Source organism: uncultured Methanobrevibacter sp. (assembly GCF_900314695.1).
Lineage (GTDB): Archaea > Methanobacteriota > Methanobacteria > Methanobacteriales > Methanobacteriaceae > Methanocatella.
In genome coordinates this window covers 74,811-91,191 of sequence record NZ_OMWD01000003.1, presented here as the reverse complement: position 1 = coordinate 91,191, position 16,381 = coordinate 74,811, and the positions used below count along the sequence as shown (strand labels likewise).

Annotated in this window: 16 protein-coding genes and 1 tRNA gene; 6 read left to right on the top strand and 11 right to left on the bottom strand. The window is 35.8% G+C overall.

Going from position 1 to position 16,381, the window contains the following annotated elements:
* Positions 1-300: 300 nt before the first annotated feature.
* Positions 301-951: a DUF2119 family protein gene (locus tag QZN45_RS01330; protein ID WP_292605711.1), complete on the bottom strand. Its 651-nt coding sequence runs from the start codon at positions 949-951 to the stop codon at positions 301-303.
* A 24-nt stretch (positions 952-975) separates the two neighbouring features.
* Positions 976-2,226: an adenosylhomocysteinase gene (locus tag QZN45_RS01325; RefSeq protein WP_292881445.1), complete on the bottom strand. Its 1,251-nt coding sequence runs from the start codon at positions 2,224-2,226 to the stop codon at positions 976-978.
* Between the two features lie 141 nt (positions 2,227-2,367).
* Between QZN45_RS01325 and QZN45_RS01320 the strand changes: the two genes are divergently transcribed.
* From QZN45_RS01320 to QZN45_RS01300, 5 genes are all read left to right on the top strand, one after another.
* Positions 2,368-2,477, top strand: a tRNA-Met gene (locus QZN45_RS01320).
* 118 nt (positions 2,478-2,595) lie between these two features.
* A complete protein-coding gene (locus tag QZN45_RS01315) occupies positions 2,596-3,762 on the top strand; it encodes an aldo/keto reductase (protein ID WP_296810616.1) in 1,167 nt (388 codons plus the stop codon).
* On the top strand, positions 3,728-4,513 hold the full coding sequence (locus QZN45_RS01310; protein WP_292607499.1) for a HesA/MoeB/ThiF family protein: 786 nt from the start codon (positions 3,728-3,730) through the stop codon (positions 4,511-4,513). Before QZN45_RS01315 ends, QZN45_RS01310 begins: the two co-directional genes overlap by 35 nt.
* A gap of 243 nt (positions 4,514-4,756) precedes the next feature.
* On the top strand, positions 4,757-6,112 hold the full coding sequence (glnA, locus tag QZN45_RS01305) for a type I glutamate--ammonia ligase (protein ID WP_292607496.1): 1,356 nt from the start codon (positions 4,757-4,759) through the stop codon (positions 6,110-6,112).
* Between the two features lie 51 nt (positions 6,113-6,163).
* Positions 6,164-7,846, top strand: a complete 1,683-nt coding sequence (locus QZN45_RS01300) for a DUF128 domain-containing protein (protein ID WP_292607493.1) — start codon at positions 6,164-6,166, stop codon at positions 7,844-7,846.
* Here QZN45_RS01300 and QZN45_RS01295 read toward each other — a convergent pair whose 3' ends face one another.
* From QZN45_RS01295 to QZN45_RS01255, 9 genes are all read right to left on the bottom strand, one after another.
* The gene (locus QZN45_RS01295) at positions 7,847-8,137 is read right to left on the bottom strand and encodes a DUF2097 domain-containing protein (protein ID WP_292607491.1); all 291 of its coding nucleotides are present in this window, start codon (positions 8,135-8,137) and stop codon (positions 7,847-7,849) included.
* A gap of 105 nt (positions 8,138-8,242) precedes the next feature.
* The gene (locus QZN45_RS01290) at positions 8,243-8,533 is read right to left on the bottom strand and encodes a DUF2097 domain-containing protein (RefSeq protein ID WP_292607489.1); all 291 of its coding nucleotides are present in this window, start codon (positions 8,531-8,533) and stop codon (positions 8,243-8,245) included.
* Between the two features lie 45 nt (positions 8,534-8,578).
* A complete protein-coding gene (locus tag QZN45_RS01285) occupies positions 8,579-9,454 on the bottom strand; it encodes a formylmethanofuran dehydrogenase subunit C (protein ID WP_292607486.1) in 876 nt (291 codons plus the stop codon).
* Positions 9,455-9,456: 2 nt separating this feature from the next.
* Positions 9,457-11,175: a formylmethanofuran dehydrogenase subunit A gene (locus QZN45_RS01280; RefSeq protein WP_292607504.1), complete on the bottom strand. Its 1,719-nt coding sequence runs from the start codon at positions 11,173-11,175 to the stop codon at positions 9,457-9,459.
* Between the two features lie 7 nt (positions 11,176-11,182).
* On the bottom strand, positions 11,183-12,559 hold the full coding sequence (locus QZN45_RS01275; protein ID WP_292607483.1) for a formylmethanofuran dehydrogenase subunit B: 1,377 nt from the start codon (positions 12,557-12,559) through the stop codon (positions 11,183-11,185).
* Positions 12,549-13,118 (bottom strand): molybdopterin dinucleotide binding domain-containing protein, encoded by a 570-nt coding sequence (locus tag QZN45_RS01270; protein WP_292607480.1) that lies wholly within the window; start codon positions 13,116-13,118, stop codon positions 12,549-12,551. The genes QZN45_RS01275 and QZN45_RS01270 overlap by 11 nt, the downstream gene beginning before the upstream one ends.
* Positions 13,119-13,130: 12 nt before the next feature.
* Positions 13,131-13,361 (bottom strand): 4Fe-4S binding protein, encoded by a 231-nt coding sequence (locus QZN45_RS01265; protein WP_296802190.1) that lies wholly within the window; start codon positions 13,359-13,361, stop codon positions 13,131-13,133.
* A gap of 8 nt (positions 13,362-13,369) precedes the next feature.
* Entirely contained in the window at positions 13,370-14,467 is a 1,098-nt protein-coding gene (gene fwdF / locus QZN45_RS01260; RefSeq protein WP_292607474.1) for a tungsten-dependent formylmethanofuran dehydrogenase subunit FwdF, read from the bottom strand.
* A gap of 1 nt (position 14,468) precedes the next feature.
* Positions 14,469-14,930 carry a 4Fe-4S binding protein gene (locus tag QZN45_RS01255; protein ID WP_292607470.1) on the bottom strand — a complete coding sequence of 154 codons (462 nt, stop codon included), beginning with the start codon at positions 14,928-14,930 and terminating at the stop codon, positions 14,469-14,471.
* Positions 14,931-15,339: 409 nt separating this feature from the next.
* On the opposite strand from QZN45_RS01255, the gene mobB reads away from it, so the two are divergent.
* Positions 15,340-16,380, top strand: coding sequence for a molybdopterin-guanine dinucleotide biosynthesis protein B (gene mobB, locus QZN45_RS01250; RefSeq protein WP_296810609.1), 1,041 nt, complete (start codon positions 15,340-15,342; stop codon positions 16,378-16,380).
* The last annotated feature ends 1 nt before the right edge of the window (position 16,381 follow it).

Below are 16,381 nucleotides of genomic sequence, written 5' to 3'. Positions count from 1 at the left end.
TATAACAAAACAAACCAATATTTAAATGATTCAAGTAATGTTCTACAATACCACCACAAACACATTGTAGAAAAATAAACACGTTAATGGCAGCTGTTAAGGGAACGGTGAAAGCTATTAACACCTTATTATTTGAATCATTGTTGATGATTCCTCACCACCCTTAGACAGGAATCATTGACATTAAATAACATCACACTAATTTTTAAAAAGTATGTTCGCAAATATTGATATCATCAATATAATCACGTTGAACCTTTAGATATACTGTCATATGCAACATTATATTTGTTTAAAAAATCAGTACGGAGGAAAATCGTCACCGAATACCATTTGGGCATATTGGACTGCCAAATCAACCTGATCTTTATACCACACTAACATTTCCCTTTCAAAATACTGTCTTGAAGGAGATTTTAGTATTAATTTGAGCAAATTTTCATAGGATTCAACAGCTAATTTCTTATCAAATCCAAACTCTTTTACAACATCAGGAGTTAATTTTTCAATGCAGGGGAATTCCAGGGTTTTGCAAACTGTATCAGTTGAAAAATAAGTCATTCTGATAAGCGGTGATACAGATGATACCAGAACATGATTTCCCAATTTAATCAATGGAGGAATACCTGTACGATTGTATCTTTCCATTGAAGTCAGTTTATCATAGTTTTTGAGATTGTAGCAGTGAAGCTCCGTGTAAAAATCCGGTTCGAAGTAATTGATTAAATCCAGAATTTTCAAGCCCAACTCTGATTCATAGTACTCCTTTTTGATTGTTGAGATGTACTTAGTTTTATCGAAATTATAAAAATAGAATTGTCCAGGAGATAAATCTTCCTCATCAATTCGCTTAATGAATTTTAAAGAAGTTACACCTTCATTACCATGAACTCCACCAATGAATAACTTGGTTGGACCTTCACCGTTGTCAATGTATCTAAAATAAGACATAAAAATAAAAAAAAAGAAGAAAACTTATGTTCCTTCTTGCCAGTTTGACATGTAAGCTTTTTGACTGTCGGTTAATGAATCTATTTCAATTCCCATAGCTTTGAGTTTCATACTTGCTACGGTGTAGTCGATTTCATCAGGTGCTTTGGTTACACCAACAGGTAAATCGTTTTCGAGGATGTGTTTTGCAGATAATGCCTGTACAGCAAAACTCATGTCCATGATTTCAGCAGGGTGTCCTTGTCCACGTGCAGCGGATAAGTTTACTAAACGACCGTCAGCTAAAAGATAGATTTTACGTCCATCTTTTGTAGTGAATTCTTCAATACTTTCACGTACTTCTTTTACTTGAGTTGATATTGCTTCAAGGTCTTGTCTGTTGATTTCTACATTGAAGTGTCCGGAGTTTGCAAGCATACATCCGTCTTTCATGTATTTGAAGTCATCGCCGCAGATAATATCTGCATTTCCGGTTACGGTTATGATTAAGTCCGCTTGTTTTACAGCTTCTCTGATGGTCATTACCCTGTAACCATCCATTCTAGCTTCAAGTGCTCTGATTGGATCTACTTCTGTTACGATTACATCTGCTCCGAGACCTGCTGCTCTGAGTGCAAGTCCTCTTCCACACCATCCGTATCCACATACGACTACAGTTTTTCCTGCGATGACCATGTTGGTTGTTCCCATGATTGCATCGAAGCTTGATTGACCGGTTCCGTATCTGTTGTCAAATAAGTATTTGGTGTATGCGTCGTTTACTGCAATAACTGGGAATTTTAATGCTCCGTCTGCATGCATTGCTTGAAGCCTATGTACACCAGTTGTGGTTTCTTCACATGCGCCTTTGATGTGTTTTAATACATCGGTTCTTTCGTTGTGGAGTACCATGATCATGTCTGCTCCATCATCGATGATGATGTCCGGTTTGTGGTCGAGCACCATGTTAATGGTTTGGTAGTATTCTTCATCGTCCTGTTCTCTCCAACCGTAAACGTTTAAACCAAGATCAGCTGCTCCTGCAACTGCATCGTCATGAGTGGATAATGGGTTACAACCAGTCATTGCAACTTCAGCTCCACCAGCCATTAGAGTTAAACCTAAATTGATTGTTTTAGGTTCTAAATGTAAACATGACCCGATAGTGATTCCTTTGAAAGGTTGGGTTTCTTCATATTCAGCTTTGATGTGTTCCAAAACAGGCATGTGTTTTTGAACCCATTCAATTTTACGTACACCTTCTGGTGCTAATGACATATCTTTAACTTTACTCATAATATCACGATAAAAATCATTATAATAAATTATATTTTTTTATGAGTTATTAAATTTAATGTTTTTTAATGAAATTTTAAAAAAAAGCTATAAAAACAAAAACTTTAAATGTAATGATAAAAATATATATATTTGTTAGATGCCGGGGTGGCTCAGCTGGTTAGAGCGCACGGCTCATAGGGTAATAAAGCAGTGCTCTGACTTATTCCTGGGATACCGTGAGATCGCGGGTTCGAATCCCGCCCCCGGCATCCTAAATCCCAGGAATTTTCCATCTTAACTATTTTTTTAAAGAATTTTTTTCAAATCATAACAATTTTATATTTTAATCAATTAAACTATCATTGTTAAGTTATTGAGGATTTGAAAATGTTATATAATAAACTTGGTAAAACCAATTTAGAAGTTTCAAGACTGGGTTTTGGAACAATGAGACTTCCAACAACTGGTTCTAACGATGAAATCATCGAAAGTGAAGCCAGCGAGATGTTAACATACGGAATTGAAAATGGAATTAACATCATCGATACCGCATATCCATACCACAGCAAAACTTTAGACGGCAGTGGGGAAAGCGAAACCTTTGTTGGAGAGTTTTTAAAAGAAAATAATTACAGAGAAGATATTTTACTTTCGACAAAGTCCCCCTCATGGGCTATTGAAAAAAAAGAAGATTTTGATTTTTATCTTGATGAACAGCTTAAAAAACTTCAAACCGATTATATTGACATTTATCTGCTCCACTCCCTTACCGTTCCGGATTGGGAAAAGGTAAAAGGCTTGGATGTTCTTGATTTTCTTGATGACTGTTTAACAACAGGCAAGGTAAAGCATGTTGGATTTTCTTCACATATAGAAGTAGATTATCTGATTGAAATCATAGATGAATATCCAAAATGGGAAGTCGTCATGACCCAAATGAACTATCTGGACGAATATTACCAGTCAGGTGTTATGGGATTGGATTATCTGAAAGAGACCAATATTGGAAGTATGATAATGGAACCTTTAAGGGGTGGAAGGTTAGTTCAAAACATTCCTAAGGAAGTTCAAACATTATGGGATAGTGCTGATGTCAAAAGAACACCTGTTGAATGGGCTTTGCAATATTTATGGAACAGGGATGATGTCGATTGCGTTTTAAGTGGAATGACATCACCCAACCAGGTTAAGGAAAATATTGAAATTGCAAATAAGATTGATGAAATCAGTGAAAATGATCAGGAATTAATCCGAGAAGTTGCAAGAACATACAGGACATTTTTAGGAAACAACTGTACCAGATGCGGATATTGCATGCCTTGTCCTCATGGGGTGGACATCATAAACTGTTTGACTGAATATAACATTGCACACATGCTGAATGATCCAAAAGCAAGTGCAATGCAGTATTTTAGCCTTATAGATGATGATTCAAGAGCAGACAGTTGTGTGCAATGTATGGAATGCATCCCATTTTGTACTCAAATGCTGGACATTCCAGAAGAATTGGTTAAGGTTCATGAATACTTTGGAAGCGAATTTGACCACTTTTAGTGATAATATGACAACTGACAACAAGTATTGGGAAATTATGACCCGCCAAATGGATATTGTTGAAAAAAGCGAACAGGAAAAATTCAAAAATTCAAGGATTACAGTTATCGGATGTGGCGGAATTGGTGGCCAAACCATTGAAATGCTTGCAAGGATGGGCGTTGGCGAACTGGTTTTGGTTGATGAAGATGTCTTTGACTGGACAAATTTAAACAGACAGACCTTTGCAACCGTAAATGACATCGGCCTGGAAAAAAGCGAGGTTGCAAAACAGAAAGTTGAATCGATAAATCCTTATGTGAAAGTAATCAATTTTACAAAGCATGTTGATTTGACAAACGTTGACGAACTCATTGGAAACTCAGACATTGTCATAGATGCTCTTGACAACATCACAACTAGAGTAATAGTTTCAAGAAAGGCCAGAGAATATAAAATACCGTTCATTCATGGAGCCATCCATGGAACATTGGGTCAAGTCACCGTATTTTTATCAAATACCAAAAGTTATGAGGAAATGTTCAACCTGCCATCACTCGGAAAAGAGTTAAATGATGAAACACTCGGTGAATTGAAAGGCATTTCTTCAGGAACCCCGCCGGCTCTTGGACCTGCCCCAAACTTGATTGGTTGTCTTGAAGCTACAGAAGCCTTTAAAATCATAACAGGTGTCGGCAAAGTTACTGTTGCACCAAAAATTTTGACCTTTGATTTATTGAATTTCGAGTCATTTGAAATAGAAGAACTTTAACAATGGCTCACTTTTTTTACTCTTTTTTATTGTAAATTGAACAGATATTTACAAATTAATAAAATATCTAAATATAATTTATAAAATTAAATTAATTTTATACATTAATATCAGATAATCTCGCCATATAATTATTTTTTTTCAAAATCTTTATATAGTAATGAATAATAGATATAACCTTAATAGGAAATATATTTCCGACTATAAAAATTCAAACCCACAAGGATTTGGAGCTTGATTTAGATGAGTGATATTCCAGAAGAAAAAATAGAACGTATAAAAGAAAAAATGAAAGAAGATAATATTAAATTTATCAGATTACAATTCGTAGACATTAATGGTACTGTCAAAAACATTGTAATCCCATTCAATGGGGAAGATATGAGTGAATTATTTAATGAAGGAATGTTATTTGACGGTTCATCAATTGCAGGATTTGTCGGAGTTAATGATAGTGATTTAGTATTAAAACCTGATATTGACACTTATTCAAGACTTTCATGGAGACCTGAAGAATCCGCAACATGCAGATTCATTTGTGACATCTGGACCGCTGACAGAAAGCCGTTTATAGGAGACCCAAGGGGAGTCTTGAAAAAATCATTGGCACACATTGCAAATATGGGCTTGCAATACAACATAGGTCCCGAACCTGAATTCTTTATTGTTGACATTGATGAAAATGGATATCCTATGCCTTACGATAATGCAGGATACTTCGATGTTGAACCTTTGGACAAAGGCCCTGATTTCAGAAGAGAATTGACCTTGAATTTAGAAGACCTTGACTTTGAAGTTGAAGCTTCACACCACGAAGTGGCACCGGGTCAAAACGAAATTGCATTTAAATTTAAGGACGCTCTCAAAACAGCTGATGCAGTAATTACATTCAAACAAGCTATTAAGGCTATTGTAGACAATATGGCTACATTTGACCAACTGGATTACAGAGTCACATTCATGCCAAAACCTTTCTTCGGCGTGAGCGGAAGTGGTATGCACTGTCACCAATCCGTATTTAAAGGTGATAAAAACCTCTTTTCAGACCCTGATTCAGAAAATGGCCTTTCCAAAGATGCCCTCTATTTCATGGGAGGTCTTCTCAAACACGCCCCTGCAATAACAGCAATTACAAACCCAATTGTCAACTCATACAAACGTTTAGTTCCAGGTTTTGAAGCTCCAGTATACAGAGCATATGGTCTTAGAAACAGATCCGCATTAATCAGAGTGCCTGCAGCCCGTGGAAAAGCTACACGTATTGAATATAGGTCTCCAGACCCAGCATGTAACCCATACCTTGCATTCACAGTAATGCTTGAAGCAGGTATTGACGGAATCGTCAATAAGATTGACCCAGGAGAACCTGTTGAAGATGACATTTACAGAATGAGTGAGGAAGAAAGAGATGCAAGAGGCATTAAAGTTCTGCCAACAAGTTTATGGGAAGCATACCACTCTTTAGAAGAAGACCCATTAATACTCAATGCGCTCGGACCTCATGTCAGCGAAAAATTCCTAGAGCTCAAATATCAAGAATGGGACGAATATCGTGTCCAAGTATTCGGATACGAACAAAGAAAATATTTAGATATTTAAATCTAAATATTATTTTTTAATTTTAAAAATAACCATGAAGTAGGCTTTTTAATGTCAGAATCAGAACACCGAATGATTGAAATTTTAAGGATATTGAGTGTACAGGACAAACCCACTGGTTCCAAATTCATTGCCGATGAGCTAAAGAACAAGGGTTTTAATTTGGGCGAACGTGCTGTCAGATACCATATGCAGATTTTGGATGAAAAAGGATATACCGAAAGAATGGGATATTCCGGAAGGCAAATTACAGATTTGGGTCGTGAAAAATTAGAAAAGGGACTGATTTACGACCAGGTTGATTTCACCCATTCAAAATTTGAAGAAATAATATATTTAACTGACTTTAACTATATCACACAAAGCGGTAATGTAGTTGTAAACACATCAACTGTTTATAATGAAGAATCAATCAATATACTTAAAGAAATTTTTGAAAGTGGTCTTTCTGTTAGCCCTTACGTTAATATAAATAAGGTTGGAAATGATGGTGGAATTGAAGTAACAACCCTTTGCGGTACAACAATTGATGGAATACTTTTAAGTGAAGGAATCGCATCACAACTTCAATACGGCGGACTTTTAAAAATTGAAGATTCAAGACCAACCAAATTCACAAACCTGATTTCTTACAAAAAAACATCAGTCACACCCCTAGACGCATTCACAAATTCCAATTTAACATCAGTTTTGAATGTGATTACCGAAGGCAGTGGAACATTGCCTGCCAATTTCAGACTAATTCCTGGAGTTTGTCGAGATCAAACAATTGAAATATTAAACAAACTAAATAAAATAGGAATTGGTGGAGTAATATCCATTTCTGAAGAGGGAAATGATATTTTAGGAGTACCTGTTCCTGATGGAATGGTAGGAATTTGTATCATCGGAGGCGTGACTCCATTTTGTGCACTTAAAGAACAGGGAAAAGAGATTGACATTAAGATAGCTGAAGAGATAAAGAATTTTGATGAATTAAAACCAATCACACCAACAATAAAACATAGTCTAATGCCTGCAACAGAACACAAACAACTAAAAATACCATTTTTACTATCTAAATCATGGAATCTAATTCAACAGGTCAATTTTGATGTTGAAAAAAGAAAAGGAAATATAATCTCAAACGTTTCATACCTTGACAAAAATCAGCTGGACAAAGCATTGGACATTATGGATGAAACATACAACAACAATCCAAAATTCATAAATCCGTATTATAAGCTCATTGATCATCCAACAGACAGCGAAAAAATTGGAATAGCTACAATTTGCAGTTTGAGTATTGATGGATTAATGATAAACAACGGAATAATGAGCACTCCAAAATATGGTGGATTGCTTGAGTTAACAGAGCCTCCGCTTTTAATCGAATTAATATCCTATAACGGAACAACAATCGACCCGCACAACATATTTTTGTCAAAAAATATGACATCCATAACAGGCAATAACGGCACTACCAAAATATTGGCCAGCATAAAAGAAATTCCTAACATATCAAGAGACTATGCAGTTCATTTATTGGAAATTTTAAACAATATAGGATTTTCCATTTATAAAATCGGCAAGCCAAGAGAACTGGTATACAATGCAAAAGTAGACAACTACAATTTTGGCGTGATAGCTGGCGGTGGTTTGAATTCAATAGGTGCAATTAAAGAAAAGGGAATAGATATTGAAATAAAGGCAATTGAAAAACTGATTCCTTTTGAAAGTATGGATAGACTGTAATCATATTACAGAAACATCCACAACTTCACCATCCTTAGGTTTATGAACAAATTCTATGAGATCTTCTTCAACTTCATAAACATCTATTTCAACTGTGGCACCCAGTTCACTTTCATCAAGGGAAACCAACAGTTTAAACCCAGGTTTTCCAAAGTATTCGGAAAAATCAACATTTAAAACTTCACCCGCTGCATAAATTCTATTGTATGAAATTTCTAAAACATCATGAATTTTCACATTTTCTTTTAAATATGCTACAGCTTCTTTTGTTGTTAACTCTAATTCTTTCATGTTACACAACTCCTGTGATTAAAAATAGTTATTTTTAATTATATATAAATGTTTGTATGTTAACGAACAAAAAAAATTTTGATAAAAAAATCGATTACTGGAGATTTAAAGAATCTCGATAATCAACTCTTCATCATCATGAATATGGCGCATTTCTATTAAATCATCCGCAATTTCTTTAAAATCAATTTCAATAGATTGGTTTAAGATTTCACCGTTTAATTGCATTGCAACTCTAAGACCTTCACCAGTTACTTCATCTTCTTCAGTTATTCCTAAAACTTCACCAGGAGCAAAAATACGATTATAAGACACTTCCAAAGTATCTCTAACATGAACGTTATTCCTGATATATTCTACTGCTTCATCAAAGGTCATTTCAACTTCTTTAATCATTATATCGCCTTTAATTATTTTAAAAAAAAGAAAAAGAGAGAGGAATTATAAATTCCTGTATTCTCTGATTGAAGTATATTCGTCGTCTAATTCGCCGTAAGTAGCTAATTTTTCTTTGTTAGCTTCAGCATCTAAGTAAAGGTTACCTTTACCGTTAAGACCAATATCTCCAGTATATTTAATATATTTACCTTCGAAAGTGACTCCGTCAACTTCAGGGTCTACAACAACACCGTCGAGAACGAATCCTTCGAGTAATCTTCCAAGGAATCCGTGGATAACAATGTTACCGTTTTTCATTTGTCCACCAGGCCAACGGTTAACGTTACCGTCGATTTCAATGATACCTTTGGTCATGTGAATACCAGCTAAGATATCACAGTCACCTTTAACGTGGATTCTACCACCGGTTAAACATTCACCACATTGTTTACCAGCGTTTCCGCCGACAACAATTTGTCCTCCAGTCATACCTCTCCATTCACCAATGTAAGAAGCACCAGTAAATTCTTTAGTGTTTCCTTCAATTTCAAGGTATCCACCGGACATTTCTCTTCCAGCGTGAGCTGCTGCATTACCTTTAACAAGAATGGATCCACCGCTCATTTCAGCACCAACGTGTAAATCTACACTGCTGTTACATACGATGTCTCCACCACTCATTTTACAACCGATGTATTTTACTCTGTTTAAATCACCGTTGAGAATCATTTTAACATCATCAGCACCATCTGCTTCTCCTTCAACAGTGATATCGAAGAAGTCAGTGATTGGGAATCTTGAGTTTCCAATAGGTACTTGATATTTTGCGAAATCAGCTTCAGTCCATGAATAAATTTCATCAGGAATTAATTCATCAAATTCTAAAGCGATTGAAGAAGTTTTTATTTGATCAAATGTAATTGTTTTCAAATTAAACACCCCTATTTACCATCAACATCTACAACTATTGGGTTAGATACATAGTGGTCGTGTACTGGATAGTTTTCCCATTTAACTGAGTAGTATTGGGTGAAGAACGGCATAATGTTGTCGATAACTTTTTGCTCGTTTTGTTCCCATCCTTTTACGTTAACCCAAATGTTTTGACTTTCTTTAACTTTTACAATTTCTTTGTCTTTTACTAAGATTTGACCATCTTTAATAGTGTAGTCAGCTACATTGAAACCTTTTTCGATTTCAGCATATTGTCTGGATGGGTCAATATCATTAGGATTAATGTCATATACTGCAATGTCTGCTCTGTAACCAGGGGTGAGTGCACCTCTGTCGGTGAATCCGTAGATTCTAGCTGGAGCAGCTCTGGAAATAGTTGCAATATCGTAGAAATCGTATTCTCTGTCAAGAGTTGCAAGAGTAGTTCTTTTTTCTGCCCATTTGTGGACTTCTCTGTTTTCAATCATTTCCATTCTTCTGTAATTACTCATTAACCAGGAGATGATTCTTGGGTATCTTGTGAATGGTCCTGCGTTAGGGTGGTCAGTAGTTAAACAAACTTTCCATGGGTCATCAATGTGCAAGAATAATTCTAGACCAATAGCCCATTGTAAAGTGTTAACTGGGTTTTTACCTGAGTAAATACATGGAATAATACCAGCTGCGGTTTCACATTCAATATCTTTGTTGGTCCATTTAAGACCGGATAATTTGAATAAGTCGTATTCCATAGGAGCATCTGCAGTCATGGTTGTGGTTTCGTCTAAAGTTACTTGACCTACATCACAGGTTATGTGATCGTGGCTGTTGATGTATTTAGCAATTTCTTCAGCACCGGAACCTGCGTCTTTCCAGCTGTTACCAGTGTAAGAGTGGAATTGTAAGTGACATAAGTGCATAACTTGGTCTCTTACTTCAGCAGCTTTGGAACCTTTTTTAACGTCTTTGACAGCATCCATGGTTTCGATAGTAGTTGGTACGTTACCAGGGTGTCCTAAGTCGTTAGGGTGAATGTGAATAGAGTGAGGTAAGTTTAACATTTCGTTAGCTTTTGCTAAAGCAATGATAACTTCTTTGGAAGTTACGTCGAAGTAAGGTGCTTTATCGTTTACACCGTGTACGTTCATACCCCAACCCCATGCTTCACTTCCACATGGGTTTACGATTTTAATTCCGTAACCTTTGGAGATTTTTAACCATGCAGATACAAATGCTGCGATGTCTTCAATATTATTATCTTTTGCATATTCCATTACAAACCAGTTGTTACCGAATAATGGCATAGCTGGAATATCGATTTGAGGAATAGTTGCAATTTCTTCGTGAGTGTGTTTTGCTTCAAGAGGAGGCATAGCTGCTTCTACAACAGTACCGTAACCTAATCTTGAGTATCTGTAACCAGTTGCAGGACAACTTGGAATGGAGAAACCAGATTCTGATCTAATTACACTAGTTTTTTGAGTAACACCTCTTCTGGAATCTTCAGGCCTGTATAATCTTCCTACTACTAATTTAGGACCTGCAACGTGTGCGTGAGGGTCAATACCTGCTGGCATGACTATTTTATCGGTAACGTCTAAGACTTCAGCATCTGCAGAAACATTGTCTACAATAACACCATCTTTGAACATAACGTCCATCTTTTCCCCATTTACTTCATTAGCAGGGTCATAGACAATACCATTTTTAAGAATATATTCCATTATATCACCTTTATAGTGCGTTTGGATTTGGCACATATTTTGGAGCTACGTTTGGCTCTTCTCTGAGTTTCATTACTCTTTCTTTCAATTCACGGACAATCCATTCGTCATCACGACAGGTTTCTGGTTTGTCGATAGCTTTCTTCATGTAGATAGGAACTCCATCCATACGATAACTGGTACCAGCACATTCTACAGCAATGAATGAACCTGGCAATACTACATCAGCGAGTTCAGTTGATGGACCCCAGTGAATATCGATTTGAATAACAGGAATGTTAGCTAAGTGTTGGTTTGCTCCATTAGGGAAGTGAGCACCTGGGTCAGCTGCAATAACCATGAAACAATCTGGTTCTTTTCTTACTAATAAATCGATAGTGTTGGTTTCACCCATCATATATCTTGGGTAACCTCTACAGTAGTCAACACCGAAAGCAAATCCACATTCGAATGCCATGAAAATGTTGAATCCGTTTACGTTAAAGTGACCTCTCATTGGAGTAAGACCCCATTTACTGTATTTGTTTAAGTCTTGTACCATTTTAATTGCAATATCAATGTTTCTTTGTTTTGATAAAGTGTGGGTTAAACCTAAACCGAAGAAGAGAACACCGAATTCAGCGTTTTTCATTTCTTCTGCTAATTCGTAAATGTCTTCTTTAGGAATTCCAGAAATTACGTCTTGGTATAATTCTTTTCCTCTGAGAACTGCTCTAATAGCATTGTAGAAACCGTAATCTCCGTTTTGTTCGAATCCAATCCATTTGTCTGAACATTTTGCAGTATCGGAGAATTTTGGATCCATGGTAACAACAGTTCTGTCGAATCTTCCTCTTTGTCTGAAGTATCCTCTACAGAACACAGCATATCTTGCCATGTGTCTTGGGTGAGAGTTCATTGCGTTACTTCCAGAGTAAGCAATCATATCTGCTCTGTTTTGAACTTCTCCTAAAGTTTGAATAGGGTAACCTGCATTTTGTACAGCTTGGAGAGAAGGACCGTGACAGATAGTAGCTTGGTTATCTAATACAGCACCGATGTATTCACCTAATGCTACTCCTTCTTTCATACATTCAGTAGAAGTTTCAGACCAACCGTAAAATACTGGTCTGATGGAATTAGCAATGTATTCAGCAGCTTTGTCTAAAGCAGTATCCCAATCTACTTCTTTGAGTTCTCCGTTTTCATCCCTAATCATTGGAACAAGTAATCTTTGATCCATATCTTCCATAATTTTACTTGCTCCTAATCTGCATGCGTGTCTTACAGCAACTACGTGACCGTCTTTGACTAAGTAGTCGAGGTCGTCACAGTTACAACCACAGAATGCACAAGTACAATTTTCAACAATGTGATCATAATCAGTTACAGGTGGTTCATAAGTCATGGTCAATCAACTCCTCCCATTTACGTCCGTGATAAACAGGTAATTCACCTAAAGAGTCCATGTTTTCTACAACATCGTCATCTTCTTCATCAACGTATTTTTTGTATACCCATCTCATTAAGTCTGCCATGAGTAATACTTTTCTGTCGGTTTTTTCGACAGTACATCTGATTCCTTTGTAAGTTGGGTCAGAACAGCAGTAAGTGTCGTGACTTACAATAGTGTTAGCCCATGGTCCTTTACAAATGAATACAGTTCCTTCGTGAGGTGCATCTCTTGAAACTGCACAGTTTACAACTACTTCACCGAAATCGGTTTTAACAAGTACAGTATCCCAGTTGTTTACACCTAATTTTGCCATATCTCTAGGATCCATGTAACAGGTACCGGAAGCGTTTTTGTATTCTTCTTTTAAGGTGGATCCTCTTTTTTTACAAGCACCTTGGTAGATGTCAGAACCGGTGTTTAACATACATTTTAAAACATCAGTTGTTCCTTCACCAGTAATTTTTACATCAGGTACTACAGGTTTTTCTAAATAAGTATTAGCATAATGCATATAATAATCCCCCTATTCTAACCATATAGCATTTACTGGGCAAAACATTTGACATGTTCCACACTTTTCACATTTTTCAGGACTAAAGAGTTTGATGAATCCGTTTTCTACCATCATAATAACTTCTTCAGTCTTAGCACCATTACCACCAGCGTTTTCTGGGCTGATAGCAGCATTTACAGGACAAGCGATTACACAAATCCCACATCCTAAACAATTATCTTGTTCTACTTTAAGTTCCATATAATCACCTAGTCTTTAATTGCATCTAAAGCATCTTTCCAAGTAGTTGAGCTAATAGGTGTGTGGTCAATTTCAGTTCTTTTTACAGTAATTGCACCGTTAGGACATGCTTTTGCACATGCTTTACATTTTACACAGTAATCATTGTTAGCAATTACATGTTCCATTCTAGAACCAGGACCTGAGGATACTGGGAATGCTAATGCGTTACATCCGCAAATATCTACACAAGCTCCACAAGCTTGACATTTATCATCATCAATTTCAATAGAACCTTCGAATGGTTTTTTGTGTTTAGCAGCATCGGTTGGACATACTCCTTCACACCATCCGCAGAATACACAGAGTTCTGAGTCAATGACTGAGTTTCCTTTAACAGCAGCTTTTGCAGGGTCTAAATCATATTCACCGTAGTTACATGCTCTACAGATTGCTTTAATAGCATTGGTAGGACAGGATTTTTTACATACTAAACAGTATACACATTTATCTTTGTCAATGACAATAGATTCTCTTCCAGTTTCTTTATCAACGACGATTGCTTCTGCAGGACATAATTCTTCACATACACCACAGTAGATACATTCTTCATCATCTACATCAATTTCACCAGTTACTAAGTCAGCACGGTCTGGTAAAACTCTTTCAATGACAATTGCATCACGAGGACATGCGATTTCACATCTTTTACAGTAAATACATTCATCATCATCAATTTCTGAGAAAGCGTTATAATGAGGATATGCTTCAATTTCTTTGATTGGTACGCCATCAATAGTTAATACTAATGCATCAACAGGACATAATCCGCTGCACATACCACATAATACACATTTACTTTCGTCAATGCTTACTCTTTGAACATCAAATTCGTCTTTGAAGTTTTGAGCAATCTTTTCATGACCACTGAAATAAACGTCGTTTGAGATTCTGTGACGTGCGTCAACAGCAATTGCATTTAATGTAATTGCTTCGACAGGACAAGTAGATTCACAAATCCCACAACCTAAACATACATGGTCGTTGAAAGACAAGTTTCTAACTTCTTCAGCAGATCTTGTGATGTCAAAGTTGTTGTCTTTAACCTCTTTTAAATTTCTAATCATATTAAATCTCCAAAATTTTTATAGAATTAGTTGGGCATTCATCGCTACATAGCTGACAACCACAACATTGTATGGAGTCTGCATGTGCCTTTAATGATTCTAACTCAATAGCTTTCATTGTACATGCATTTACACATAAGCCGCAACCAATACACGAATCTCCTATACTCACCTCGAAATTTCTTTCTCGGCAAATATTCACAATTTTTCGACTCTGTTCTGGTTCATCAAATATAGCCTCAGTCATTTTCAAGAAATCCCTGGGAGATAAGTCCACAATAGTCCTTGCAACATCAATTGAGTTCCAGGATAAATTTCGACCATTCAAATAATGGGAAATAGTAGATCTATCGACACCCAACTCCTCAGCAATTGCCTGGTGACTTTCACCAGCATCCTTCAACTTGACCGCAGCCAAATATTTTAGACCAGATGCAATATGCTTTGGCATTTGAACCACCATGTGTAATGATAACACATATGTTTTCTTATATAAATATAGTTGCCTACTAGATTAAAGTAGAAAGCTTTAAATATTACTGTGGTAATAGTACACAAAAATTTTTTTAAAAATTTTTCAAAATACTTTAAATCAAACAAAAACCTTTAAAATATATTATTTTAAGTCAAATACTTCAAATAATTCAATTTAACACCAAATAATAATTTGTTATTCTTTAACCTATGAAAAACTATAAAAATCAGTCAAAATTTGTAATACTAATATATGTAAAAAGTATTATAAAAATGGCGAAAATATGTAAAAAAGTTTAGGTTTGCCTAAAATGTGTAGTTACTACACATATAATCATTTAGAAATTTTTAATTAATACGAAGAATAACATATAATATATTATTAAGGGGAAAAAATAATGAAGATAGTATCTATTGTAGGTAAAAAAAATACCGGAAAAACATCACTAACCGTGAAAGTTATTGAAGAGCTGACCAAAAGAGGCTATAATGTTGCATCCATAAAGCACTCACACCATTCAATAGAAATGGACAAGGAAAATACAGACACTTGGAAACATAAGCAGGCCGGTGCCAACTTGGTTGTGGGTGTTGGTTCAACTACATTTTTCAATGTTAAAAAAGAGCATGATCTTAATAGAATACTATATATGCTGAAACATTTTGACGACTTCGACTTTGTAGTTATTGAAGGATATAAAAGATACAACTACCCTAAAATCATTACATCCCCTGACGTTAAAGATGACTATACAATCAAGGAAGTCGATTCATTTACAATAGATGAAGAGGGTGTCAGCCAACTTGCAGACCTCATCGAAGAGAGAGGCCACGATATTATTGATACATTATTTGCCAACAACTGTGGATTCAACAATGGAGAGGTTATTGCCCGTGAAATTCGCCAGGGAAACTTAAGTGTTGACGATTTGGATAAAATACATTCATACCTATCAATTGACGGAAAAGTTGTCGGACTGAATAGATTCGTTAGCGATTATTTCAAGCAAAGCATCACCGGCATAATCAATACATTAAACCTTGATGAATACGATGTTGAGGATATAGGTAAAATTGAGCTTGTAATTCCAAATGAAAGTGCAGCTAAAAATGCGATTGACTGCGAATGCAGCATTCTGATAAATAACGATAATCTTGAAATAAACGGATTTACCAAAAACATCGTTTCAAATTCGATTAAGGGAATGGTAAATGCCATTAAAACTGAAGAAGATGTAAAGCTAATATATGTTGAAATCAAAAATATCAACAGCAATGATTTGAGAACTGCAGATATTACACTTAAGACAAACAATCATGATGTTGAAATAAATGACTTTACCCAAGGCATTCTAAAAGAAACAATATTTGCAATCATCAATACTCTCAAAATTGACACAGAAATTAAAGATATAAAAATTGAAGTGGAAGAACGATAAT